The following is a 21,263-nucleotide window of genomic DNA, read 5'->3' as shown; positions in this document are numbered from 1 at the left end:
CATTGTGATCATTTTGGATCAAACGGATACGGCTGCTGCCACTTCTCGAAGACCGGCTTCAACTCTCCGCTCTTGACCAGCTCCGCCATGCGCCGGTCATACAGCGCCATCAACGCGCGAGCCTGTGGGGTATCGGCGAAACCGAGAAACAGCGGCAACTCAGCCAGATGCGAATAGCGATACTGCGCTGGATCCGCGGCATCGCGCACGACCGCTTCAATCTCGGTCAGCGCATCGATGTAGTAATCCGCCCGGCCCTGCTTGAGCATCAGCAGAATGCCGGTACGTCGTTCGATCTGGTTGAAACGCTGGATGTTCGGCAAGTAGTTCTCGTAGCGATAGCCGCGCACCCAGGCCAGACGATATTTGCCCAGGGTCGCCTGGGTCGGCGGCGGGCTGCTCGCCAGGCCCAGCGCGTAGATGTGATCAGAATCGAACTTCGATTGCGGGTACAGCACGTGCTCGGCTTCGTCGCGGTAGGAGCCGACCAGTGCGTCGACCTCCTTCAACTGCACCAGCCCGATCGAACGGGTGTACGGCACCGTGCGAATATCCAGCTTGACCCCGGCCGGCTCGAACACTTTGCGCAACACGTCCCAGGCCAGACCATGGCCGTCAGCGGCGGTGTAATCCTCCCAGTCTTCGCTGGCCAGATGGATCACCGCAGGCAAAGGCGCGGCGGCCTGCGCGTGGGCGAACGTACCCAGCAGAGCCAGAAGCAGCAGCGCCAACCCGCGTCGCAGCATTGCGTGTTTCCTCACGTGAGTCGAATCAGGCGAATACCCAGACCAGCCCTTGCATCGCCAGCCAGGCGAACACACCGGCCAGCACGTCGTCGAGCATGATGCCGACGCCGCCATGCACGTGCTTGTCGATCCAGCGGATCGGCCACGGCTTGAGAATATCGAAGAAGCGGAACACCAGAAAACCCGCGAGCAACCAGTACCAGCCTTCCGGCACCAGCCACAGGGTGATCCACATGCCGACCATTTCGTCCCAGACGATGCCTTCGTGGTCGTGCACGCGCAAATCGTCAGCGACTTTGCCGCACAGCCAGAAGCCGAACAGCATGGTGATGCCAAGCATCAGCCAGTAGCCCCAGTCGGGCAGCATCTGCCACAGCGGAATGAACGGCAGCGCCACCAGCGAGCCCCACGTGCCCGGCGCTTTTGGCAAGGTGCCGGAGCCGAAGCCGAACGCGAGGAAATGCCACGGATTGCGCCAGACCGAGGGAGGCACGAATTCGGCAGGGACCTGTTTCGGGTGATCTGTCACGGTGTCTCCTGAAAATGTTGGTAGCCGCGAATCTGCGGAGTGATGTCGCGCCCGTCGCGGTCCAGCAGAAGTACGCCCTGGCCCGGCAGCACACGGCCGATCACATGGATCGGCCAGCCGTCGGCCAGCAGTGCCGGCAATTCGGCGGACGGCAAGGTGAAGGCCAGTACGTAGTCATCACCACCGCTCAATGCCGCGCGCTCGGCACCGCGCTGGCCGAGAAACGCGACTAAAGCATCCGACAACGGTACACGCTCGCGTTCAATCTCAAGTCGCACCTTCGACGCCAGCGCGATATGCCCGCAATCGGCGAGCAGGCCGTCGGAGATGTCCAGTGCCGCCGTGGCCTTGCCGCGCAGGGCCTGACCGAGCGCCAGTTGCGGCTGCGGTGACCAGTAATGATCGAGCAGCGGCTGGGCGATATGCGCTTCGGCATCACGTTGAGCCAATACCAGCTGCAAGGCGCCGGCGGCATTGCCCAGTTCGCCGCCGACGCAGAGCAGATCACCGGCCTGCGCACCGCTGCGGGTCAAGGCCTGGCCAGCGGGTACGCGGCCGAACACGGTGACCGTCAGGCTCAACGGTCCGCGCGTGGTGTCGCCGCCGACCAGCGCGACGCCGCAGCTTTGCGCCATGCGGTTCAGACCACGGGCATAGGCTTGCAGCCAATCGGCGGTTACCGTCGGTAAGGTCAGGGCAAGGGTGAAGGCAACGGGCGCGGCGCCCATGGCGGCCAGGTCACTGACCGCGACGGCCAGCGAGCGCTGACCGAGCAGAAACGGATCGCAGGGGTCGGCGAAATGCACACCGGCCACCAGCGTATCGGTAGAAACCGCCAGCTGTTCCCCTGCGGGAACCGCCAGCAAGGCGCAGTCGTCGCCGATCCCCAGAGCAACGCCTTCGCCGCCCTGCGCACAAGGCGCGGCGGCGAAGAAATTGCGGATCAGCTCAAACTCGCCCATGGCTGAGAAAAAGTATTCAAGCGCCGATCAGCGCTTGAACGCCTTCACTTCAGCTTCACGCAGGCGCGGGGCCAGCTTGTCGAGCACGCCGTTGACGAACTTGTGGCCGTCGGTCGAACCGAACACTTTGGCCAGTTCGATACCTTCGTTGATCACAACGCGGTAAGGCACGTCGACGCGCTTGAGCAGTTCCCAGGTCGACAGGCGCAGAACCGCCAGTTCAACTGGGTCGAGCTCTTCGATCGCCAGATCCAGGCAAGGCGTCAGGGCAGTGTCGATTTCGGTCTTGAACTGCGGAACACCGTGAAGGATTTCACGGAAGTAGGCGCCGTCGACATCGGTGAAATCGTTATCAACGCGAAACTGCGCTTCGATCTCGTTCAGCGATTGCCGGGCCATGTGCCACTGGTACAGCGCCTGGGTCGCGAGCTGACGGGCTTCGCGACGCTTGGCGCTCTTCGACGGCTTGCCGGCATCCGCAGGTTTCGGATCGCGCGGGTTGAAACGATCGCTTTCGTCGCTAATCACTTGGCCTCCAACTGCGCCAGCAGGCTGACCATTTCCAGAGCGGACAGGGCAGCTTCGGCACCTTTGTTACCGGCCTTGGTGCCGGAACGTTCGATGGCTTGCTCGATGGAATCGACGGTCAGCACGCCGAACGCAACCGGTACGCCGAATTCCATGGAGACCTGGGCCAGGCCTTTGGTGCACTCGCCAGCCACGTATTCGAAGTGCGGAGTACCGCCACGAATGACCGCGCCAAGGGCGATGATCGCTGCGAACTCGCCTTTCTGGGCGACTTTCTGCGCAACCAGCGGGATTTCGAAGGCGCCCGGTGCGCGGATGATGGTGATGTCGCTTTCGCTCACGCCGTGGCGAACCAGGGCATCAACGGCACCGCTGACCAGGCTTTCAACCACGAAGCTGTTGAAGCGGCCCACTACCAGAGCGTAGCGGCCTTTGGGGGCGATGAAGGTACCTTCGATGGTCTTCAGGGTCATTCGTCAGTTCTCTTAAAGAGCCGGGACGCGTCTGCTACGCGCCCCTCAGTGATTATTTGCCGCGAATCGGAGTCCGGAAACAGCCGGTCATTATTCGGAGGGCACGTATTCTACAACTTCCAGATCGAAACCGGATATCGCATTGAACTTCATTGGTGCTGACATCAAGCGCATCTTGCGCACGCCGAGGTCACGCAGGATCTGCGAACCGGCACCGACAATGCTGTAGGTGGTCGGTTTTTTCGGCGCTGCCTGCTCACCGGTTTCACGGATATGCGCCAGCAGCACGTCACCATCAAGCGGGTGACCGAGCAGCAGCACCACACCGCTGCCGGCCTCGGCGACCGCAGCCATGGCGGCGCGCAGGCTCCAGCGGCCCGGTTGCTTGACCATCAGCAGATCGCGCAGCGGATCCATGTTGTGCACGCGAACCAGCGTCGGCTCCTCAGCGCAGACAGTGCCCAGCGTCAGGGCCATGTGCACGTCGCCTTCCACTGAATCACGATAGGTCACCAGGTTGAATTGGCCCAGTTCGCTGTCCAGCGGCTGCTCGGCAATCCGCTGAACGGTACGTTCGTGGATCATCCGGTAGTGAATCAGGTCGGCGATGGTGCCGATCTTGATGTTGTGTTCGGCGGCAAATGCTTCGAGTTCAGCGCGACGGGACATGGTGCCGTCGTCGTTCATCACTTCGCAGATCACCCCGCTCGGCTCGAAACCGGCCATGCGCGCCAGGTCGCAGGCGGCTTCGGTGTGGCCGGCGCGAGCGAGGGTGCCGCCGGCCTGCGCCATCAGCGGGAAGATGTGGCCCGGACTGACGATATCTTCAGCCTTGGCGTCCTTGGCCGCAGCCGCTTGCACGGTGCGCGCACGGTCAGCGGCGGAGATGCCGGTAGTCACGCCTTCGGCAGCTTCGATCGAAACGGTGAACTTGGTGCCGAAACCGGAACCGTTGCGTGGCGCCATCAGCGGCAGCTTCAACAGTTCGCAGCGCTCGCGGCTCATCGGCATGCAGATCAGGCCACGGGCGTGCTTGGCCATGAAGTTGATGTGTTCGGCCTGGCAGCATTCGGCGGCCATGATCAGGTCGCCTTCGTTCTCGCGGTCTTCGTCATCCATGAGGATGACCATCTTGCCTTGGCGGATGTCTTCAACCAGTTCTTCGATGCTATTGAGCGCCACAAGGCACCCCCTTCTTTTGAATTATTTGAGGTAGCCGTTTTGGGCCAGAAAGCTTTCGGTGATGGTGCTGCCGGCGGTCTTCTCGGCGGCCTTGTCGCCCAGCAGCAGACGCTCCAGATAACGCGCCAGCAGGTCGACTTCCAGATTCACCCGGCGGCCCGGCTTGTAAGAAGCCATGATGGTTTCGCTGAGGGTGTGCGGAATGATCGTCAGCATGAATTCGGCGCCATCGACTTCGTTCACGGTCAGGCTGGTGCCGTCGACGGTGATCGAGCCTTTATGGGCGATGTACTTGGCCAGTTCTTTCGGCGCGCGGATGCGAAATTCCACGGCGCGGGCATTGTCGCTGCGCGAGACCACTTCGCCGACACCATCGACGTGACCGCTGACCAGATGCCCGCCAAGGCGAGTGGTCGGGGTCAGGGCTTTTTCCAGATTGACCGGGCTGCCGCTTTTCAAGTCATTCATGGCGGTGCAATCGAGGGTTTCGCGGCTGACGTCGGCGGCAAAGCCGTCGCCGGGCAACTCGACGGCGGTCAGGCAAACGCCGTTGACCGCGATGCTGTCGCCGAGTTTGACGTCACTCAGATCGAGCTTGCCGGTTGCGACGTGCACCCGCACATCACCGCCCTTTGGGGTCAGTGCGCGGATACTGCCGATGGATTCGATGATGCCGGTGAACATGGGGTTCTCCTTGAGAACGAGGCCAGCGCTAACGCAATGGCCGGGAATTATACGCGGGCTGAAGGCACAGGGATCGCAGTGACTCGCCAGTCATCGCCCACCGCGCGGATTTCAGTGATTTTCAGTTCCGGCGCATCTTTCATCTGCGCCAGCGGCCAGTCGAGCAGCGGACGCGCCGTGGAGCCAAGGAACTTGCCGGCAATGAAGATCACGAATTCGTCGACCAGCCCCAGTTGCGCAAAGGCGCCGGCCAGACGCGGCCCGGCCTCGACCAGCACCTCATTGGTGCCACGATGAGCCAGTTCGATGAGCAATTGATGCAGATCGACCTGGCCGTCGTCACCCGGCACGATCAGGCATTCCGGGCCGTTGGCGTATTGCTCCTCGACCGCTACACAGGTGGCCACCAGCGCCGGCCCGGCCTTGAAGAACGGTGCATCCAGCGGCACCCGCAGGCGGCCATCGATCAACACGCGCAATGGTGGGCGACTCATGGCCAGCGCGGTTTGCTCACTGTCCAGACCGAGTTCGTCCGCGCGCACGGTCAAGCGTGCGCCGTCAGCCAGCACCGTATCGGCGCCGGTCAGCACCACCGCCGCCTCAGCGCGCAAACGCTGTACCGCAGAACGCGCCGCCGGGCCGGTGATCCACTGGCTCTCGCCGCTTTCCATCGCTGTGCGACCGTCGAGGCTCATGGCCAGCTTGACCCGCACGAATGGCAAGCCATGCTCCATGCGTTTCAGAAAACCTTGATTGAGCTTGCGTGCTTCTGCTTCCAGCACCCCGCTTTCAGTGGCGATACCGGCATCAGCCAAGCGCTGCAAACCGCGCCCGGCGACTTGCGGATTGGGATCACGCATTGCCGCGACGACCCGGGCAACGCCAGCGGTCACCAAGGCATCGGCACACGGCGGCGTGCGCCCGTGGTGGCTGCAAGGCTCGAGGGTCACGTACGCCGTCGCGCCCCGGGCCTGCTCGCCAGCGGCGCGCAGGGCGTGGACTTCGGCATGGGGTTCGCCGGCGCGCTCATGCCAGCCTTCGCCGACAATCTGGCCGTCACGCACCACCACGCAACCGACTCGCGGATTGGGATGGGTGGTGTAGTGGCCTTTGCGCGCCAGTTCCAGCGCGCGGGCCATGAAATGCGCGTCGAGGATCGCCTGCTCGGCGGCGGTGGTCATTCTTTCACCGGTTCGCGGGCGAGGCGGTCGATCTCTTCGCGGAATTCATTGAGGTCCTGGAAGCGCTTGTACACCGAAGCGAAGCGGATGTAGGCGACTTCATCAAGCTTTTGCAGCTCGGCCATCACCAGCTCGCCGACCACGAGGGATTTGACCTCGCGTTCGCCGGTGGCGCGCAGCTTGTGCTTGATATGGACCAGAGAGGATTCGAGGCGCTCGACGCTGACCGGACGTTTCTCCAGCGCGCGTTGCATGCCGGCGCGGAGTTTTTCTTCGTCGAACGGTTGGCGGCTGCCGTCGGTTTTGATCAGGCGCGGCAACACCAGTTCGGCCGTCTCGAACGTCGTGAAACGTTCGCCGCAGGCCAGGCATTCACGCCGGCGGCGCACCTGTTCGCCCTCGGCGACCAGACGCGAGTCGATGACCTTGGTGTCGTTGGCACCGCAGAAGGGACAGTGCATGGTGGCTGGCAACAAAAAATGGGAGGGCCATGGTAGCGCATCCCCGTGGCAAGACAAGCCATAGGCTTTGCGGTATACAGAACGGCATGATCGTCTGATCCATGGAATTCATTCTGCCGGAGCCTCCAATGCCGTTACGTCCGCTCGTTCTGCTCAGTCTTTTCAGCCTGCTGGTGGCCTGTGGCAGCGACGCACCCAAGCCGCAACCGCCGACGCCGGGCCCCGCGCCGCAACAGGCGCAGAAAAAAGCCAAAGAGGCCGCCGAACTTGGCCCGCTGCCAGCGCATCAGCGCGAACTGAGCGGCACCCTGCAAGGCGTGCCGGCCGGCGCCGAGGTCGAACTGGCGCTGCTGGTCATCGATGAAAAGGATCGCCCGCAACAGTTGCTCGCCAGTTCCAGCCTGATCGGCAACAACCAGATCCTGCCGTTTCACCTGCGCTTCAACCCCGAGGCGTTTCCGGCCGGCGCACGGGTCGAGCTGCGCGGTCGCGCCAGCCAGTCCGGACAACTGATTCTGCACCTGCCGTCGCAGACCATCACTCAACCGACCACTCAGGCTTTGGGCCAGCTGCAATTCGTCAAAGCGCCATGACAGCACCGCTCGACCTGCAACAGGCCTTGGGGGAATTGCTCGGCGACGCCAGACTGAAAGCCTGTGCGTTGCCGGGCACTGATTTGCAGCTGTGGCTGATCGACGGCGACAACATGGCCCGCGAATTCAGCCAGGAAGAAACCCAGCGCATCCTGCATGAACCGCCCTATTGGAGCTTTTGCTGGGCCAGCGGCTTGGCCGTGGCGCGTTATCTGGCACAGTTTCCAGAGTGGGTGCGCGGCAAGCGCGTGCTGGATTTCGGCGCCGGTTCCGGGATCGCCGGCATCGCGGCGGTGAAGGCCGGGGCGCTGGAAGTGGTGGCCTGCGATCTCGATCCGTTGGCGATCGCCGCGTGCAAGGCGAACGCCGAGCTCAATGATGTGCAGATGAGTTATTCGACGGATTTCTTTGCCGAGGCGGATCGCTTCGATCTGATTCTGGTTGCCGACGTGCTGTACGACCGCGCCAATCTGCCGTTGCTCGACGCGTTTCTCAGTCGCGGACGCGAGGCGCTGGTGGCGGATTCACGGGTGCGGGATTTTCGGCATCCGTTGTATGAACGGATCGAGATGCTGGAGGCGATGACCCTCCCCGATCTGGCCGAGCCCGAAGAATTCAGACATGTCAGCCTCTACCATGCACGGCGCTAGCTAAAAGCTTCGCGAGCAGGCTCGCTCCCACACTGGATCTGTGTCGTTCATAAATCCCCTGTGGGAGCGAGCCTGCTCGCGAAGGCGTCCGCCCATGCAACACACCTCTCGACCCGCCCCGCTTCCGGCCACCCCCCACCAAGCCTTATAGTTGCCCCATCCACGCTTTGACGAGATCCCCCATGAGTGAGCAAACGCCGTACATCTTCGACGCCACGACTGCCGATTTCGACCAGTCGGTGATCGAAGCCTCCTTCAACAAACCGGTGCTGGTGGATTTCTGGGCCGAATGGTGTGCGCCGTGCAAGGCGTTGATGCCGATGTTGCAAGGCATTGCCGAGAGCTATCAGGGCGAGTTGCTGCTGGCCAAGGTCAACTGCGACATCGAGCAGGACATCGTCGCCCGCTTCGGCATTCGCAGCCTGCCGACCGTGGTGCTGTTCAAGGACGGTCAGCCGGTCGATGGCTTTGCCGGGGCACAACCGGAATCCGCCGTGCGCGCGCTGCTGGAACCGCATGTGCAGATGCCGCCACCGGCCGCTGCCGACCCGTTCGAACAGGCTCAGGCGATGTTCGACGAAGGCCACTTCGCCGAGGCGGAAGCGGTGCTGGTGACCCTGCTCAATGAAGACAATACCAACGCCAAAGCGCTGATCCTTTACGCACGCTGCCTGACCGAGCGCGGTGAGCTGGGCGAAGCGCAAACCGTGCTCGACGCGGTCAAGAGCGATGAGCACAAAGCCGCACTCGCCGGGGCCAAGGCGCAGATCCAGTTCCTCGGCCTCGCCCGCGACCTGCCGGACGCCGCCGACCTGAAAAGCCGCCTGGCGCAAAATCCACAGGACGATGAAGCGGTGTACCAACTGGCGATCCAGCAACTGGCGCGCCAGCAATACGAAGCGGCGCTGGACGCCTTGCTCAAACTGTTCATCCGCAACCGCAGCTACGGCGAAGGCTTGCCGCACAAGACCTTGCTGCAGGTGTTCGAACTGCTGGGCAATGATCATCCGTTGGTGACGGCTTACCGTCGCAAAGTGTTTGCGGCGCTGTATTAAGGCCTCAACCGATCCAGCTATAGAGCGGCGTATCCCCGCCGCTCGCCACTTTCACATCGGCACTGTGGCGCAAACGCACGAGCAAACGCTTGCCCGCTGCCGCACTGCCGGTCAGCGCCTCCAACTGATCGAGCAGATCCGGCCCGCTAAGTTGCCCGGCGTTGCGCAACACGTCTTTGGCCACCTGCCACAGCGCATCATCCTGATTCATCGGCTTCGCCGCCGGAGCGGGCGCAACCGCCTCAGACTGCGCAATCGGCGCCTGCCCGCTCAGCGCCGAACCCAGCCTGGCCCAATCGCTGTCATCCAGCTCCACCGTCAAATCCACCGGCACCTCGCCGACCGTTCCGCGTATCCGCAACATCAAGTTCGCTCCTGCACTTTTCTGACCTGCATGCTCCCATGGGACTTGTGCAACGCCAAGCGACGTTGTCCAGTGTGGCGGTTATCGAGCCTTCATCTACAGTGTCCTTTTTCTCACAGCACCCTGTAATGAAACGAAGTTACTACGCCCTATTGATGACCCCACTCTTGCTCATCGTGGCATGGCGCATCTGGTTGCCTGCCGATCTTTCGGCTTGTCCCGCTGACGGGGAAACTGCAGGTCCACTGACCCTAGTTATTCGTGATTACTTTGAGCGCAATAGCCGGACCGATTGGCGAGACATGGATGATCGTTTCGACATACTTTCAACCCCCGAAGGCCAGAGCATAGCGAGTCAACCGAATTCACACACTTGCGAAGCATTGCGGGTACTGCAGAGTCCGGCGTTCAGTCAGAGTGAAAAAATCTTCACCATGGCACTTATGTTCAGACTGCCAATCGACCAGTACATGGCCCTGATGGATCGCAGTCATCAACTCTACACGCAGGGCAAAATGGATAAGGAGGTGCTGACTCTGGTGGTATTTCCGCGCGGAACAGCCATCAACTACTGGTGGCTTCCGGCTTGGCGACAGCGTTTCAGTCGCGATGCCCCGAGCGTGCTCGACGCAAATCTGATCAACGATGTTCTTTCGGGACACTATTGGTTCGACTATCCCGGCGCAGGCTTCTGATTCTGCAAGCATGACATCCAACCCCAGCACCGCCCGCGAACTCATCCCGGGCGGTGCTTAGCCATGTCTTGCGCAATCTCAAGCGCACGGGCACACTCTGCGCACTTTCGTTATAAGATTACATAACAAACTTTTCATTTTTCTCGGAGTTCGTCATGCGTCGTTTGTTGCTCGCTTTGCCGTTTGCCCTGTTGCCGCTGGCCGCTGCCCATGCGGTTGATGAGCACGATCATGATCATGAGCACGGCAGCCTCGGCGCCCACGAACATGGTGTGGGTCGGCTGAACGCCGCGCTGGATGGTCAGACCCTGGAGCTGGAGCTGGAAAGCCCGGCGATGAATCTGGTGGGTTTTGAACACGCCGCCACGTCGGATGCCGACAAGGCCAAAGTCGCTGCCGCTCGGGCGCAGCTGGAAAAACCATTGGCTCTGTTCAGCCTGCCCGCTGCGGCCGGCTGCAAGGTGGTCAGCCAGGAACTGGAAAGCCCGCTGTTCGGCGACAAACCGGACGCCGACAATCACGACGAAGATGAAGCGGACAAGGACGGTCACGAGCATCACCACGACCACAGCGAAATCCATGCGCATTACCAATTCAGCTGCTCCACACCGGGGGCACTGACCACGCTGAACCTGACGAACGTCTTCAAGACCTTCCCGGCGACGCAGAAGATTCAGTTACAACTGATCAGCGCCAGCGGCCAGCAAGGTACGGAAGTCACGGTCAAGTCGGCTGCGCTGCAATTCTAGGATCCACCGAAATCCCCTGTGGGAGCGAGCCTGCTCGCGAAGGCGGCGTGTCAGCTGACATGTGGGTGTCTGACCCAGCGCTTTCGCGAGCAGGCTCGCTCCCACAGGGTTATGTGTTCACTTCATGAAAATCGGTGCCATGACCCAAGCACTCATCGAACTTTCCGACCTTGGCTTCAACTGGCCCGGTCACCCGCCGCTGCTGGACATCCCGGCGTTTCGTCTGGAAGCCGGCGAAACCCTGTTCCTCAAAGGCCCCAGCGGCAGCGGCAAGACCACCCTGCTCGGCCTGCTCGGCGGAGTGCAAAAGCCCGGTCGCGGCAGCATTCGCCTGCTCGGCCAGGAGCTGACCGAGCTCTCTGCCGGCAAGCGCGATACATTTCGCGTCGATCACACCGGCTACATTTTCCAGCAATTCAACCTGCTGCCGTTTCTCTCGGTGCGCGAGAACGTTGAGTTGCCGTGTCACTTCTCGAAACTGCGTGCGCAACGGGCGAAACAGCGCCACGGCAGCGTCGATCAGGCCGCCGCCACCCTGCTCGCGCACTTGGGTTTGAGGGACGAAAGTCTGCTCGGTCGTCGCGCCGACTCCTTGTCCATCGGCCAGCAACAACGGGTCGCTGCCGCCCGCGCGTTGATCGGCCAACCGGAACTGGTGATCGCCGACGAACCGACGTCGGCACTGGATTACGACGCCCGCGAGAACTTCATTCGCCTGCTGTTTGCCGAGTGTCGCGAGGCCGGATCGAGTCTGTTGTTCGTCAGCCACGACCAGAGCCTGGCGCCGCTGTTCGACCGTCATCTGTCCCTGGCCGAACTCAATCGCGCCGCCACTTCTGCCGAGGTCTGAGATGTATCTGTTTCGTCTGGCCATGGCCAGCCTGGCCAACCGCCGTTTCACCGCATTGCTCACCGCCTTCGCCATTGCTCTTTCGGTGTGCCTGCTGCTCGCCGTCGAGCGTGTGCGCACCGAAGCCAAGGCCAGTTTCGCCAGCACCATCAGCGGTACTGACCTGATCGTCGGCGCTCGTTCGGGGTCGGTGAACCTGCTGCTGTATTCGGTGTTCCGCATCGGCAACGCTACCAACAACATCCGTTGGGACAGCTTTGAACACTTCGCCAACAACCCGAAAGTGAAGTGGGCAATCCCCATGTCCCTCGGCGACTCCCATCGCGGCTATCGCGTGATGGGCACCACCGAAGCCTATTTCGAGCACTATCAATACGGGCGCCAGCAACACCTGGCGCTGGCCGACGGTCGCGCGTTTGCCACCGATCCTTTCGAAGTGGTGCTCGGTGCCGAAGTCGCCGAAGCGCTGCACTACAAGCTCGGCGACAAACTGGTACTGGCCCACGGCGTGGCGGCGATCAGCCTGGTCAAGCACGACGACAAACCCTTCACCGTGGTCGGCATCCTCCAGCGTACCGGCACCCCGGTGGACCGCACGTTGCACATCAGCCTCGGCGGCATGGAGGCGATTCACATCGACTGGCACAACGGTGTGCCGGCGCGCGGCAACGGCAGGATCAGCGCTGATCAGGCGCGCAACATGGACCTGACCCCGCAAGCGATCACCGCGTTCATGCTCGGCCTCAACAGCAAGATTTCCACCTTTGCCTTGCAGCGCGAGATCAACGAGTACCGTGGCGAACCGATGCTGGCGATCCTGCCGGGCGTGGCCTTGCAGGAATTGTGGAGCCTGATGAGTACGGCCGAGAAAGCCTTGTTCGTGGTCTCGCTGTTCGTCGTGCTGACGGGGTTGATCGGCATGCTCACAGCGATTCTCACCAGCCTCAACGAGCGCCGCCGCGAGATGGCGATTCTGCGTTCGGTGGGCGCGCGGCCGTGGCACATCGCAAGTCTGCTGGTGCTGGAAGCTTTCGCCCTGGCGCTGACCGGGGTGATTGCCGGGCTGGCGTTGCTGTACATCGGCATCGCCGCTGCGCAAGGTTACGTGCAAGCCAATTACGGTTTGTACCTGCCGCTGGCATGGCCGAGCGAGTATGAATGGACGCTCCTCGGTGGCATTCTGGCGGCCGCGCTGCTGATGGGCAGCGTGCCGGCCTGGCGCGCGTATCGCCAATCATTGGCCGATGGCCTGTCGATCCGTTTATGAGGATGTTCACCATGCCCCGCGCCCTGCTTGCGCTGCTGATGCTGGTCGCCCTGCCCGTGTGGGCGGCGGCGCCGAAAGACCTGACCTGGTCGGAAATGATCCCGCCGGACGCCGCGCCGGAAGTCCCCAACATGACCCCGCTGCACGACCTGTCGAAGATGGGCGACGCACTTTCCGCCGAGTCCGCGCCGGCGGCCAAGCAGGACATGCCGAATGCCCCGGTAGTGAAGAGCCTCGACGGACAGAACATTCGCCTGCCCGGTTACATCGTGCCGCTGGAAGTCAGTGAAGAGGGGCGCACCACGGACTTTTTGCTGGTGCCGTATTTCGGCGCCTGCATCCACGTACCCCCACCGCCGTCGAACCAGATCGTCCATGTGAAAAGCGAACTGGGCGTGAAGCTCGATGAGCTGTATCAGCCGTACTGGGTTGAAGGACCGTTGCAGGTGAAAGCCTCGAGCAGTGAGCTGGCCGATGCCGGGTATCAAATGGAGGCGGAGAAGATTTATGCGTATGAGCTGCCGGAGTGAGTCCCGGTAGTTTTGTGCTGTTGCAATGACCCCTTCGCGAGCAAGCTCGCTCCCACAGGTTTCGGTGGTGACCATGAATTTTGTGGTCGCCTCGATCAGTGTGGGAGCGAGCCTGCTCGCGAATAGGCCTTCAAAGGTTTCACAGAAACCCAGCCCCTTCACTGTTTCATTGAGCTGAGTCAAAACACCGTATCAGACGGCTTCGTACCCTAGGACATCGAATTTTTATGTCCTTTCGGAGCCCCCATGAACAAGTCCTTGCTCAGCGCCTCGCTGTTTGCCCTCGCGCTCGCAGCCCCGCTCGCCCACGCCCACGAAGCCGGTGACATTCTCGTGCGCGCTGGCGCGATCACCGTCAACCCGAAGGCCGACAGCTCCAGCGTCAAGGTCGATCAGGGTCCGCTGAGCGGCACTGATCTGGGCGGCAAGGCGACCATGAGCAGCGACACCCAACTGGGTCTGAACTTCGCTTACATGCTCACCAACAACATCGGTATCGAGCTGCTGGCAGCCACGCCGTTCGAGCATGACGTCAAGCTCAAGGGCACCGCCCTGCCCGCCGCCAACGGCAAGCTCGGCACGCTGAAGCACCTTCCGCCGACCCTCAGCGTCGTCTACTACCCACTGGATTCGAAATCGGCCTTCCAGCCGTATGTGGGTGGTGGCATCAACTACACCTGGATCTACGACGAACACGTCGGCAGCGAAGCCAGCGCCAACGGCTTCAGCAACTTCAAGGCGAAAAACTCCTGGGGCCTGGCCTGGCAGGTCGGCGCCGACTACATGATCACCGACAACATCATGCTCAACGCCCAGGTGCGCTACATCGATATCGATACCCGCGCGACCGTCGAGAACAACGCCGTCGCCCCCGGCACCCGCGCGCGGGTAAATGTGGACGTCGATCCGTTCATCTACATGGTCGGTCTGGGCTATAAGTTCTAAGCTGATTTTTACCGAACGTTCACGTGGTGGTGAATGAGGCTTGGTGGCGGGCAGGCACAGACCTGACGACGACCGTACGCAGTCGATCGGGGGATAACATTCCCTCGCCACAGGGATAGCGATATTCCGGCCGTGAAAAAGGCGCCTGTTGAAAGGCGCCTTTTTCATTTGGTGCTGAGTCATGTGGGGCGTTGGAGGCCCGGGCCCCTCACCCCAGCCCTCTCCCGGGGGAGAGGGAGCCGATTTGTGTGTTGTTCAAAACCTGAGTTCGACTGGGTATCGCAAGTCGGCGTACTTCTCACAAACACCTCAGTCAGTTCCCTCTCCCCCTGGGAGAGGGCTAGGGTGAGGGGCTTCTCAGGAGCGCCCGAGCAAGCGCGCCAGGCCCACACTCATCGGCGTCTGCGGCGGCATTTCGAAGCGCTGCAGCAAGCGTCGGTTATCCGCTCGCGAATGGCGAATATCACCCGAACGCGCAGGCCCGTAACTCACGGGCGGCAACTCACCGATTACCGATTTCAACGCTTCGAGCATCTGCTTCAGGCTCATCGCCTGATTCCAGCCAACATTGACCGCGCCTTCCTGTACATCAGGCTTTTCCAGCGCCTGCACCAGCAAATCGACCAGATCACCGACATAGAGGAAATCGCGAGTCTGCTCGCCATCGCCAAACACGGTGATCGGCAAACCCTTCGAGGCGCGTTCGCTGAAGATGCTGATCACCCCGGAATACGGCGAGGACGGATCCTGGCGTGGGCCGAAGATGTTGAAGAAGCGAAAAATTGCCGGTTCCAGGCCATGCTGGCGACGGTAGAAATCGAAGTATTGCTCACCGGCCAGTTTGTCCGAGGCATAGGGTGTCAGCGGCGCTTTTGGCGTGTCTTCATCAATCGACTCGCCCTCGCCATTGTTGCCGTACACCGCCGCGCTGGAGGCGTACACCACGCGCTTGACCCCGGCCAGGCGCATGGCTTCGCAGACATTCAGGGTGCCGATGAAATTGCTCTGGTGGGTTTTCACCGGATCGTCCACCGAGGCCTGCACCGAAGCCACGGCCGCGAGATGCGCGGCAGCGTTGCAACCTTGCATGGCGCGGGCGACCAAAGCGGCATCGGCGACATCGCCGACCACCAGTTCAACCTTGGGATTGTCCAGCGGCAGGTTGCTGCGCTTGCCGGTCGACAGGTCGTCGAGCACGCGTACCGCATAGCCCTTGGCGAGCAAGGCATCGGTCAGGTGCGAGCCGATGAATCCGGCTCCGCCAGTGATTAAAACCGTTGCTTCAGCCATGTCGGTAGAACCTGTCCAGTAGACCCGGGAGCGCGGCACGCCAGGCGCGCGGCTTGATCCCGAAAGTGTGGAGAATTTTCTTGCAGGCCAGCACTGCATGTTGCGGCTCTTCGGCGGCGTCCGGGCGCGCGGCGTGGGCCTGCGCGGTCGGTGCTTCGATCGCCAGCGGATGCAGGCTGCGTGCTTCGGTGAGAATCGCCTGGCCCAGCGCCAGCGGGGTGGTCGCTTCGTGGCCGGCGTAATGGTAAGTGCCCCACAGCGGCGCGGCGCAGTCGAGTTGCTTGAGCACGGAGATGATCACTCGCGCGGCGTCATCGACCGGAGTCGGATTGCCGCGACGATCATCGGCCAGCAGCAACTCTTCGGGTTGTTCCGCCCGGGCGAGGAAGCGTCCGAGGGTGCCGTCCGGGCTGTCGTCGAGCAGCCAGCCGAAACGCAGCAGCACATGTTGCGGGCAGGTCGCGCGCACGCTTTGCTCGATGCGCCACAAGGCCTGACCGCGCAGGCCCAACGGCACCGGTTCGTCTTTTTCGCTGTAGGCCGTGGCCCGCGAGCCGTCGAACACGCGATAGCTCGACGGCTGCACGAGGACAATGTTGTGGTGCTGGCACAGTTCGGCCAGACGCTCGATGGCGCGTTCCTGACCGCTCATGCGGCTTTCGCTGACGCTCTCGGCCTGGAACCAGTCGAAATAGTAGGCGAGGTTGATCAACGCATCGGGACGGGTGTCGTCGAGCAGTTGGGTAAGGCTCGCGGCATCCCAGCCGTTTTCGGGCGGGCGGGGGGCGAGGAAACCGATGTCTTCTTCCGCACCGAGGCGAATCAGCGCCTGCCCAAGGGCATTTCCGCCGCCCAGTAACATAAGGCGCATTCGCATAGAGTCAGCAGGCCCAGTCTGATTGGAACGATGGCTTTGGCGACGGTTCTCGTGGAACCGTCGTCGATAATTGCCGGAATCGTTGCATTTTGCGGGTTTAGTGCGCAACCGTCATCCGTAAAGTGTAGATCCGCGAATTTGCGGCGTCCTGACCGGCCCCTTCGCGAGCAGGCTCGCTCCCACAGGGGAGCGCATTCCAAGGTGGGAGCGAGCCTGCTCGCGAAGGCGTCCGAACGGTACTTGCATCTTCCCGCCCCCGCCCGCATAACTTCAGTCATGAATCTGCCCCTCCCCGCCAACAGTGCGCTGGCCGGTTTTCACCCCGCTGTCAGCGCCTGGTTCAACAAGACTTTCCCGGCGGTCACCGCCGCTCAGGCCCGTGCGTGGCCGTTGATCCGCCAGCGCCGGTCGACGCTGATCGCCGCGCCCACTGGCTCGGGCAAAACCCTGACCGCGTTCCTCGCCGTGCTTGATGAGCTTGTCCATCGAGGTCTGGAACAGCCCGATGGTCTGCCCGCCGAAACCCTGGTGGTCTATGTCTCGCCGCTGAAGGCACTGTCCAACGACATTCAGATCAACCTGCAGAATCCACTCGCCGGCATTACCGCGCAATTGCGCGAGATGGGCCTGCCGGAGCTGACCATCACTACCGCCGTACGAACCGGCGACACGCCGCAGAAAGACCGCGCCGCCATGCGCAAGACCGCGCCGCACATTCTGGTCACCACGCCGGAATCGCTGTACGTGCTGCTTGGCTCGGAATCCGGGCGCAGGATGCTCGGCACCACGCGCACGGTGATCATCGACGAAATCCACGCGATGGCAGCCGGCAAGCGTGGCAGTCATCTGTCCTTGAGCCTTGAACGGCTGCAAGCGTTGTGCGCCGAACCGCTGACCCGCATCGGCCTGTCCGCCACGCAGAAACCGGTAGAAGCCGTGGCGCAGTTCCTGGTCGGTCAGGATCGCCCCTGCGAAATCGTCGACATTGGCCACGCCCGCCCTCGGGATCTGGGCATCGAAGTGCCGCCGGTGCCGCTGTCGGCGGTGATGGCCAATGATGTCTGGGAACTGGTGTACGAGCGCCTCGCCGAACTCGCTCGCGAGCATCGCACCACACTGATTTTCGTCAACACCCGACGCCTTGCCGAGCGCCTCAGCCGGCATCTGAGCGAGCGCCTCGGCAAGCAGGCCGTGGCGGCGCACCACGGCAGCCTGGCCAAGGAGTTTCGCCTCGACGCCGAACAACGGCTCAAGCGCGGCGAGTTGCAGGTGCTGATCGCCACTGCATCATTGGAGTTGGGCATCGATATCGGTGAAGTCGACCTGGTCTGCCAGATCAGTTCACCGCGCTCGATTGCTGCGTTTCTGCAAAGGGTTGGCCGTTCCGGACATCAGGTCGGCGGCACGCCCAAGGGGCGTTTGTTCGCCACCACCCGCGACGATCTGATCGAGTGCGCCGCCCTGCTCGACTGCGTGCGCCGGGGCGAGCTCGATACGCTGCACATTCCGGAAAAACCGCTGGACGTGCTGGCGCAGCAGATCATTGCCGAGGTCAGTTGCCAGGAATGGTCGGAGGGCGCGTTGCTGGCGATGTTCCGCCGAGCGTGGCCGTATCGCGATCTCGACGAAAAACACTATCAGGCCCTGCTGAGCATGCTCGCCGAGGGTTACAACGGCCGCCAGGGCATCCGCAGCGCCTACCTGCACCGCGATGCCGTCAGTCGCACCTTGCGTGGCCGGCGGGGCGCGCAACTGACCGCCGTGACCAGTGGCGGCACGATTCCGGACAACGCCGACTACAGCGTGCTGCTCGAACCGCAGGGTTTGAACATCGGCAGCGTCAACGAAGATTTCGCCGTGGAAAGTATCGCCGGCGACGTGTTCCAGCTCGGCAATACCTCGTACCGCATCCTGCGGGTGGAAAGCGGCAAAGTGCGCGTCGAGGATGCGCAGGGCATGCCGCCGACCATTCCGTTCTGGCTCGGCGAAGCGCCGGGGCGCAGTGATGAACTGTCGGCGGCCGTCGCGCGCCTGCAAGCGCAGTTGGACGAATTGCTCAGCGCCAGCCCCGGTAATCTGCAACCGGCGCTCGACTGGCTGACCACCATACTCGGCCTCAACCTCGCCAGCGCCGAGCAACTGGTCGAATATCTGGCGCGCGCGCGGCAAACCCTCGGCGCCCTGCCCTCGCAGGACACGCTGTTGATGGAGCGGTTTTTCGACGAGTCCGGTGGCACCCAACTGATCATCCACACGCCATTCGGCAGCCGCATCAACCGCGCCTGGGGCCTGGCCCTGCGCAAGCGTTTCTGCCGCACCTTCAACTTCGAGTTGCAGGCCGCCGCCAGCGAAGACGCGATCGTGCTGTCGCTGTCCACCAGTCACAGCTTCGAGCTCGACGAGGTCTGGCGTTACCTGCACAGCAACAGCGCCGAACACACGCTCATTCAAGCGGTGCTTGATGCGCCATTGTTCGGCGTGCGCTGGCGCTGGAATGCCGGGGTGGCGCTGGCGTTGCCGCGCTTCACCGGCGGGCGCAAAGTCGCTCCGCAGCTGCAACGGATGAAGAGCGAAGACCTCATCGCCAGCGTCTTCCCCGACCAGATCGCCTGCCTGGAAAACCTCGCCGGCGAGCGCGAAGTCCCCGAACATCCGTTGGTGGAACAGACCCTCGACGATTGCCTGCACGAAGCGATGGACAACGAAGGCTGGCTGACCCTGCTGCGGCGCATGGAGCGTGGCGAGGTGCGCCTGATCGCCCGTGATTTGCCGGCACCGTCGCCACTGGCGGCAGAAATCCTCAGCGCCCGGCCGTACACGTTTCTCGACGACGCGCCGCTTGAGGAACGCCGCACCCAAGCGGTGATCAACCGGCGCTGGAGCGATCCGCAGTCGACCGATGACCTCGGCGCGCTGGACGCCGACGCGATCACCGCTGTGCGCGAAGAAGCCTGGCCGTCGCCCAATTCCATGGATGAAATGCACGAAGCGCTGATGAGCCTCGCCTGCATCAGTGACGCCGAAGCGCGCGCCAACGCGGGTTGGCCGGACTGGCTGCAAACGCTGATGGCCAGCGGCCGCGCCTGCCGGTTGCAGATCGACGCCGAGCATCAGTTGTGGCTGGCTCGCGAACGCCTGAGTTGCCTGCAGGCACTTTATCCACAAGCCACGTTGGCGAGCGCAGCAGTGGCGCTACCCGGATTCAACGAGGCGTGGACATTCGATGAAGCGCTGGTCGAAGTGATCCGCGCCCGCCTCGGCGCCTTTGGGCCGATCCCGTTGCCCGCCATCGCCGAGCCGCTCGCGCTGCCAGCCGCGCAAGTCAATCAGGCCCTCGCGCAACTGGAGCGTGAAGGTTATGTGTTGCGCGGCCAGTTCACACCGAACAGCGCGATTGAAGAATGGTGCGAACGCCATCTGCTGGCGCGCATCCATCGCTACACGGTCAAGCGCCTGCGCCGGGAAATCGAACCGGTGGCATTGCAGGACTTCATGCGTTTTCTGTTCGACTGGCAGCATCTGACGCCGGCCACCCAAGGTCAGGGCAGCGCGGTGTTGCCGGCGATTGTCGGCCAGTTCGAAGGTTATCCGGCGGCAGCTTCGGCGTGGGACAGCGACATCCTGCCGGCCCGCCTCAAGGACTATTCGCCGAGCTGGCTGGATGAACTGTGCCGCAACGGCAAACTGGTGTGGACGCGCATCAATGCGCGGCAGAAGGTCAGCGGCTCGGCATTGCGCAGTACGCCGATTGTGCTGCTGCCGCGCAGCCAAGTGGGTCTGTGGAGTGCATTGGCAGAACAGACACCAGTGAGTGAGTTATCGCCGAAAACACAGAAAGTCTTCGAGGCGCTGAGTCAGCATGGCGCGCTGTTTTTCGATGAGTTGATTCATGAAGCGCGCCTGCTGCGCAGCGAACTGGAAATCGCCTTGCAGGAACTGGTCGCCGCAGGTTTGGTGAACGCCGACAGCTTCGCCGGTCTGCGCGCGCTGATCACTCCCGCAAGCAAGCGCCAGCAGCGCAGCAGTCGACGCGGACGCGGGGCGTTTATCGGCGGCATGGACGATGCTGGACGCTGGGCATTGCTGCGCCGGGGTTCGTCAGCCGATGCCGCCGAGACGCTCGAACATGTCGCCATGACCCTGCTGCGCCGCTATGGCGTGGTGTTCTGGCGTCTGCTGGAACGCGAAGCGGACTGGTTGCCGAGCTGGCGGGAATTGCTGCGCACCTTTCATCGTCTGGAAGCGCGGGGCGAGATTCGTGGCGGGCGGTTTGTCAGTGGTCTGGCTGGCGAGCAGTTTGCTTTGCCCGAAGCCATTCCCTTGCTGCGCGAAGTACGCCGACGCCCGCAGGACGGCAGCCTGGTGGCGGTGTGTGGGGTTGATCCATTGAATCTGGCCGGAACGTTGTTGCCCGGGGTGAAAGTGCCGGCGCTGGTGAGCAATCGGCTGGTGTATCGCGATGGCGTGCCGGTGGCGGCGGTGATTGCCGGCAAGCAGCAGGTTTGGGTAGAGCTGGATCCGATAGCCATGGGACAACTGCATGCCAAGCTGATCCGGCATTGAGAGTGTTCGCACCGGCGTCTTCGCGAGCAGGCTCGCTCCCACAGTTCAATCCCGTTTCCCCTGTGGGAGCGAGCCTGCTCGCGAATGGC

Annotated in this window: 22 protein-coding genes; 10 read left to right on the top strand and 12 right to left on the bottom strand. The window is 62.6% G+C overall.

Going from position 1 to position 21,263, the window contains the following annotated elements; translation table 11 throughout:
• Nucleotides 1-8: 8 nt before the first annotated feature.
• The 9 genes from AAEZ10_RS16615 to nrdR all read right to left on the bottom strand — a co-directional run bounded on the left by AAEZ10_RS16615 (nt 9) and on the right by nrdR (nt 6,746).
• Nucleotides 9-746, bottom strand: a complete 738-nt coding sequence (locus AAEZ10_RS16615; protein WP_350570127.1) for a substrate-binding periplasmic protein — start codon at nt 744-746, stop codon at nt 9-11.
• A 25-nt stretch (nt 747-771) separates the two neighbouring features.
• A complete protein-coding gene (locus AAEZ10_RS16610; protein ID WP_039761886.1) occupies nt 772-1,275 on the bottom strand; it encodes a phosphatidylglycerophosphatase A family protein in 504 nt (167 codons plus the stop codon).
• Nucleotides 1,272-2,237 carry a thiamine-phosphate kinase gene (gene thiL / locus AAEZ10_RS16605; RefSeq protein ID WP_339100985.1) on the bottom strand — a complete coding sequence of 322 codons (966 nt, stop codon included), beginning with the start codon at nt 2,235-2,237 and terminating at the stop codon, nt 1,272-1,274. Before thiL ends, AAEZ10_RS16610 begins: the two co-directional genes overlap by 4 nt.
• A 27-nt stretch (nt 2,238-2,264) precedes the next feature.
• Nucleotides 2,265-2,765: a transcription antitermination factor NusB gene (gene nusB, locus AAEZ10_RS16600; protein WP_024014489.1), complete on the bottom strand. Its 501-nt coding sequence runs from the start codon at nt 2,763-2,765 to the stop codon at nt 2,265-2,267.
• Nucleotides 2,762-3,238: a 6,7-dimethyl-8-ribityllumazine synthase gene (ribH, locus tag AAEZ10_RS16595; RefSeq protein ID WP_003228649.1), complete on the bottom strand. Its 477-nt coding sequence runs from the start codon at nt 3,236-3,238 to the stop codon at nt 2,762-2,764. Before ribH ends, nusB begins: the two co-directional genes overlap by 4 nt.
• 90 nt (nt 3,239-3,328) lie before the next feature.
• Nucleotides 3,329-4,420, bottom strand: coding sequence for a bifunctional 3,4-dihydroxy-2-butanone-4-phosphate synthase/GTP cyclohydrolase II (ribBA, locus tag AAEZ10_RS16590; protein WP_039761895.1), 1,092 nt, complete (start codon nt 4,418-4,420; stop codon nt 3,329-3,331).
• 21 nt (nt 4,421-4,441) lie between these two features.
• On the bottom strand, nt 4,442-5,104 hold the full coding sequence (locus AAEZ10_RS16585; RefSeq protein ID WP_016772981.1) for a riboflavin synthase: 663 nt from the start codon (nt 5,102-5,104) through the stop codon (nt 4,442-4,444).
• Between the two features lie 47 nt (nt 5,105-5,151).
• Nucleotides 5,152-6,285 (bottom strand): bifunctional diaminohydroxyphosphoribosylaminopyrimidine deaminase/5-amino-6-(5-phosphoribosylamino)uracil reductase RibD, encoded by a 1,134-nt coding sequence (gene ribD, locus AAEZ10_RS16580; RefSeq protein ID WP_348970210.1) that lies wholly within the window; start codon nt 6,283-6,285, stop codon nt 5,152-5,154.
• The gene (nrdR, locus tag AAEZ10_RS16575; RefSeq protein WP_007910946.1) at nt 6,282-6,746 is read right to left on the bottom strand and encodes a transcriptional regulator NrdR; all 465 of its coding nucleotides are present in this window, start codon (nt 6,744-6,746) and stop codon (nt 6,282-6,284) included. The genes ribD and nrdR overlap by 4 nt, the downstream gene beginning before the upstream one ends.
• A 128-nt stretch (nt 6,747-6,874) precedes the next feature.
• On the opposite strand from nrdR, the gene AAEZ10_RS16570 reads away from it, so the two are divergent.
• From AAEZ10_RS16570 to trxA, 3 genes are all read left to right on the top strand, one after another.
• On the top strand, nt 6,875-7,339 hold the full coding sequence (locus AAEZ10_RS16570) for a YbaY family lipoprotein (RefSeq protein ID WP_042610623.1): 465 nt from the start codon (nt 6,875-6,877) through the stop codon (nt 7,337-7,339).
• Nucleotides 7,336-7,989 (top strand): class I SAM-dependent methyltransferase, encoded by a 654-nt coding sequence (locus AAEZ10_RS16565; RefSeq protein WP_350570122.1) that lies wholly within the window; start codon nt 7,336-7,338, stop codon nt 7,987-7,989. Before AAEZ10_RS16570 ends, AAEZ10_RS16565 begins: the two co-directional genes overlap by 4 nt.
• Before the next feature lie 182 nt (nt 7,990-8,171).
• On the top strand, nt 8,172-9,044 hold the full coding sequence (gene trxA, locus AAEZ10_RS16560) for a thioredoxin (RefSeq protein ID WP_122506597.1): 873 nt from the start codon (nt 8,172-8,174) through the stop codon (nt 9,042-9,044).
• A 4-nt stretch (nt 9,045-9,048) separates the two neighbouring features.
• Here the strand turns inward: trxA and AAEZ10_RS16555 are convergent, their stop codons facing one another.
• The gene (locus AAEZ10_RS16555; protein ID WP_110646075.1) at nt 9,049-9,408 is read right to left on the bottom strand and encodes a hypothetical protein; all 360 of its coding nucleotides are present in this window, start codon (nt 9,406-9,408) and stop codon (nt 9,049-9,051) included.
• Nucleotides 9,409-9,536: 128 nt separating this feature from the next.
• Here AAEZ10_RS16555 and AAEZ10_RS16550 point away from each other — a divergent pair, with 128 nt between their 5' ends.
• The 6 genes from AAEZ10_RS16550 to AAEZ10_RS16525 all read left to right on the top strand — a co-directional run bounded on the left by AAEZ10_RS16550 (nt 9,537) and on the right by AAEZ10_RS16525 (nt 14,444).
• On the top strand, nt 9,537-10,103 hold the full coding sequence (locus tag AAEZ10_RS16550) for a hypothetical protein (protein WP_071173727.1): 567 nt from the start codon (nt 9,537-9,539) through the stop codon (nt 10,101-10,103).
• A gap of 155 nt (nt 10,104-10,258) precedes the next feature.
• Complete coding sequence (locus AAEZ10_RS16545; protein WP_350570119.1) at nt 10,259-10,852, top strand: DUF2796 domain-containing protein; 594 nt, start codon at nt 10,259-10,261, stop codon at nt 10,850-10,852.
• A 139-nt stretch (nt 10,853-10,991) separates the two neighbouring features.
• Nucleotides 10,992-11,702 carry an ABC transporter ATP-binding protein gene (locus AAEZ10_RS16540; RefSeq protein ID WP_024014500.1) on the top strand — a complete coding sequence of 237 codons (711 nt, stop codon included), beginning with the start codon at nt 10,992-10,994 and terminating at the stop codon, nt 11,700-11,702.
• 1 nt (nt 11,703) lies between these two features.
• Complete coding sequence (locus AAEZ10_RS16535; protein WP_071173729.1) at nt 11,704-12,969, top strand: ABC transporter permease; 1,266 nt, start codon at nt 11,704-11,706, stop codon at nt 12,967-12,969.
• 11 nt (nt 12,970-12,980) lie between these two features.
• A complete protein-coding gene (locus tag AAEZ10_RS16530) occupies nt 12,981-13,499 on the top strand; it encodes a DUF3299 domain-containing protein (RefSeq protein ID WP_024014502.1) in 519 nt (172 codons plus the stop codon).
• Between the two features lie 246 nt (nt 13,500-13,745).
• Complete coding sequence (locus AAEZ10_RS16525) at nt 13,746-14,444, top strand: OmpW/AlkL family protein (RefSeq protein ID WP_150638354.1); 699 nt, start codon at nt 13,746-13,748, stop codon at nt 14,442-14,444.
• Between the two features lie 357 nt (nt 14,445-14,801).
• Here the strand turns inward: AAEZ10_RS16525 and pgnE are convergent, their stop codons facing one another.
• Both pgnE and AAEZ10_RS16515 read right to left on the bottom strand, forming a co-directional pair.
• Nucleotides 14,802-15,734, bottom strand: a complete 933-nt coding sequence (gene pgnE / locus AAEZ10_RS16520) for a UDP-N-acetylglucosamine epimerase PgnE (RefSeq protein ID WP_350570115.1) — start codon at nt 15,732-15,734, stop codon at nt 14,802-14,804.
• The gene (locus AAEZ10_RS16515) at nt 15,727-16,611 is read right to left on the bottom strand and encodes a sugar nucleotide-binding protein (protein WP_038860943.1); all 885 of its coding nucleotides are present in this window, start codon (nt 16,609-16,611) and stop codon (nt 15,727-15,729) included. Before AAEZ10_RS16515 ends, pgnE begins: the two co-directional genes overlap by 8 nt.
• Nucleotides 16,612-16,887: 276 nt before the next feature.
• On the opposite strand from AAEZ10_RS16515, the gene AAEZ10_RS16510 reads away from it, so the two are divergent.
• Nucleotides 16,888-21,174, top strand: a complete 4,287-nt coding sequence (locus AAEZ10_RS16510) for a DEAD/DEAH box helicase (RefSeq protein ID WP_350570113.1) — start codon at nt 16,888-16,890, stop codon at nt 21,172-21,174.
• Nucleotides 21,175-21,263: the final 89 nt, after the last annotated feature.

Source organism: Pseudomonas sp. H26/SER47-MNA-CIBAN-0231 (assembly GCF_040310465.1).
GTDB classification, from domain to species: Bacteria; Pseudomonadota; Gammaproteobacteria; order Pseudomonadales; family Pseudomonadaceae; genus Aquipseudomonas; species Aquipseudomonas atacamensis.
This window is presented reverse-complemented; position numbering and strand designations above follow the sequence as displayed.

Coding starts and splice junctions, on each gene's coding strand:
- AAEZ10_RS16615 (WP_350570127.1), bottom strand. CDS start 746: ATGCTGCGACGCGGGTTGGCGCTGCTGCTTCTGGCTCTGCTGGGTACG.
- AAEZ10_RS16545 (WP_350570119.1), top strand. CDS start 10,259: ATGCGTCGTTTGTTGCTCGCTTTGCCGTTTGCCCTGTTGCCGCTGGCC.
- thiL (WP_339100985.1), bottom strand. CDS start 2,237: ATGGGCGAGTTTGAGCTGATCCGCAATTTCTTCGCCGCCGCGCCTTGT.
- AAEZ10_RS16515 (WP_038860943.1), bottom strand. CDS start 16,611: ATGCGAATGCGCCTTATGTTACTGGGCGGCGGAAATGCCCTTGGGCAG.
- AAEZ10_RS16550 (WP_071173727.1), top strand. CDS start 9,537: ATGAAACGAAGTTACTACGCCCTATTGATGACCCCACTCTTGCTCATC.
- ribH (WP_003228649.1), bottom strand. CDS start 3,238: ATGACCCTGAAGACCATCGAAGGTACCTTCATCGCCCCCAAAGGCCGC.
- nrdR (WP_007910946.1), bottom strand. CDS start 6,746: ATGCACTGTCCCTTCTGCGGTGCCAACGACACCAAGGTCATCGACTCG.
- AAEZ10_RS16585 (WP_016772981.1), bottom strand. CDS start 5,104: ATGTTCACCGGCATCATCGAATCCATCGGCAGTATCCGCGCACTGACC.
- AAEZ10_RS16510 (WP_350570113.1), top strand. CDS start 16,888: ATGAATCTGCCCCTCCCCGCCAACAGTGCGCTGGCCGGTTTTCACCCC.
- AAEZ10_RS16570 (WP_042610623.1), top strand. CDS start 6,875: ATGCCGTTACGTCCGCTCGTTCTGCTCAGTCTTTTCAGCCTGCTGGTG.
- AAEZ10_RS16525 (WP_150638354.1), top strand. CDS start 13,746: ATGAACAAGTCCTTGCTCAGCGCCTCGCTGTTTGCCCTCGCGCTCGCA.
- trxA (WP_122506597.1), top strand. CDS start 8,172: ATGAGTGAGCAAACGCCGTACATCTTCGACGCCACGACTGCCGATTTC.
- AAEZ10_RS16555 (WP_110646075.1), bottom strand. CDS start 9,408: ATGTTGCGGATACGCGGAACGGTCGGCGAGGTGCCGGTGGATTTGACG.
- AAEZ10_RS16565 (WP_350570122.1), top strand. CDS start 7,336: ATGACAGCACCGCTCGACCTGCAACAGGCCTTGGGGGAATTGCTCGGC.
- AAEZ10_RS16530 (WP_024014502.1), top strand. CDS start 12,981: ATGCCCCGCGCCCTGCTTGCGCTGCTGATGCTGGTCGCCCTGCCCGTG.
- AAEZ10_RS16540 (WP_024014500.1), top strand. CDS start 10,992: ATGACCCAAGCACTCATCGAACTTTCCGACCTTGGCTTCAACTGGCCC.
- AAEZ10_RS16535 (WP_071173729.1), top strand. CDS start 11,704: ATGTATCTGTTTCGTCTGGCCATGGCCAGCCTGGCCAACCGCCGTTTC.
- ribD (WP_348970210.1), bottom strand. CDS start 6,285: ATGACCACCGCCGCCGAGCAGGCGATCCTCGACGCGCATTTCATGGCC.
- pgnE (WP_350570115.1), bottom strand. CDS start 15,734: ATGGCTGAAGCAACGGTTTTAATCACTGGCGGAGCCGGATTCATCGGC.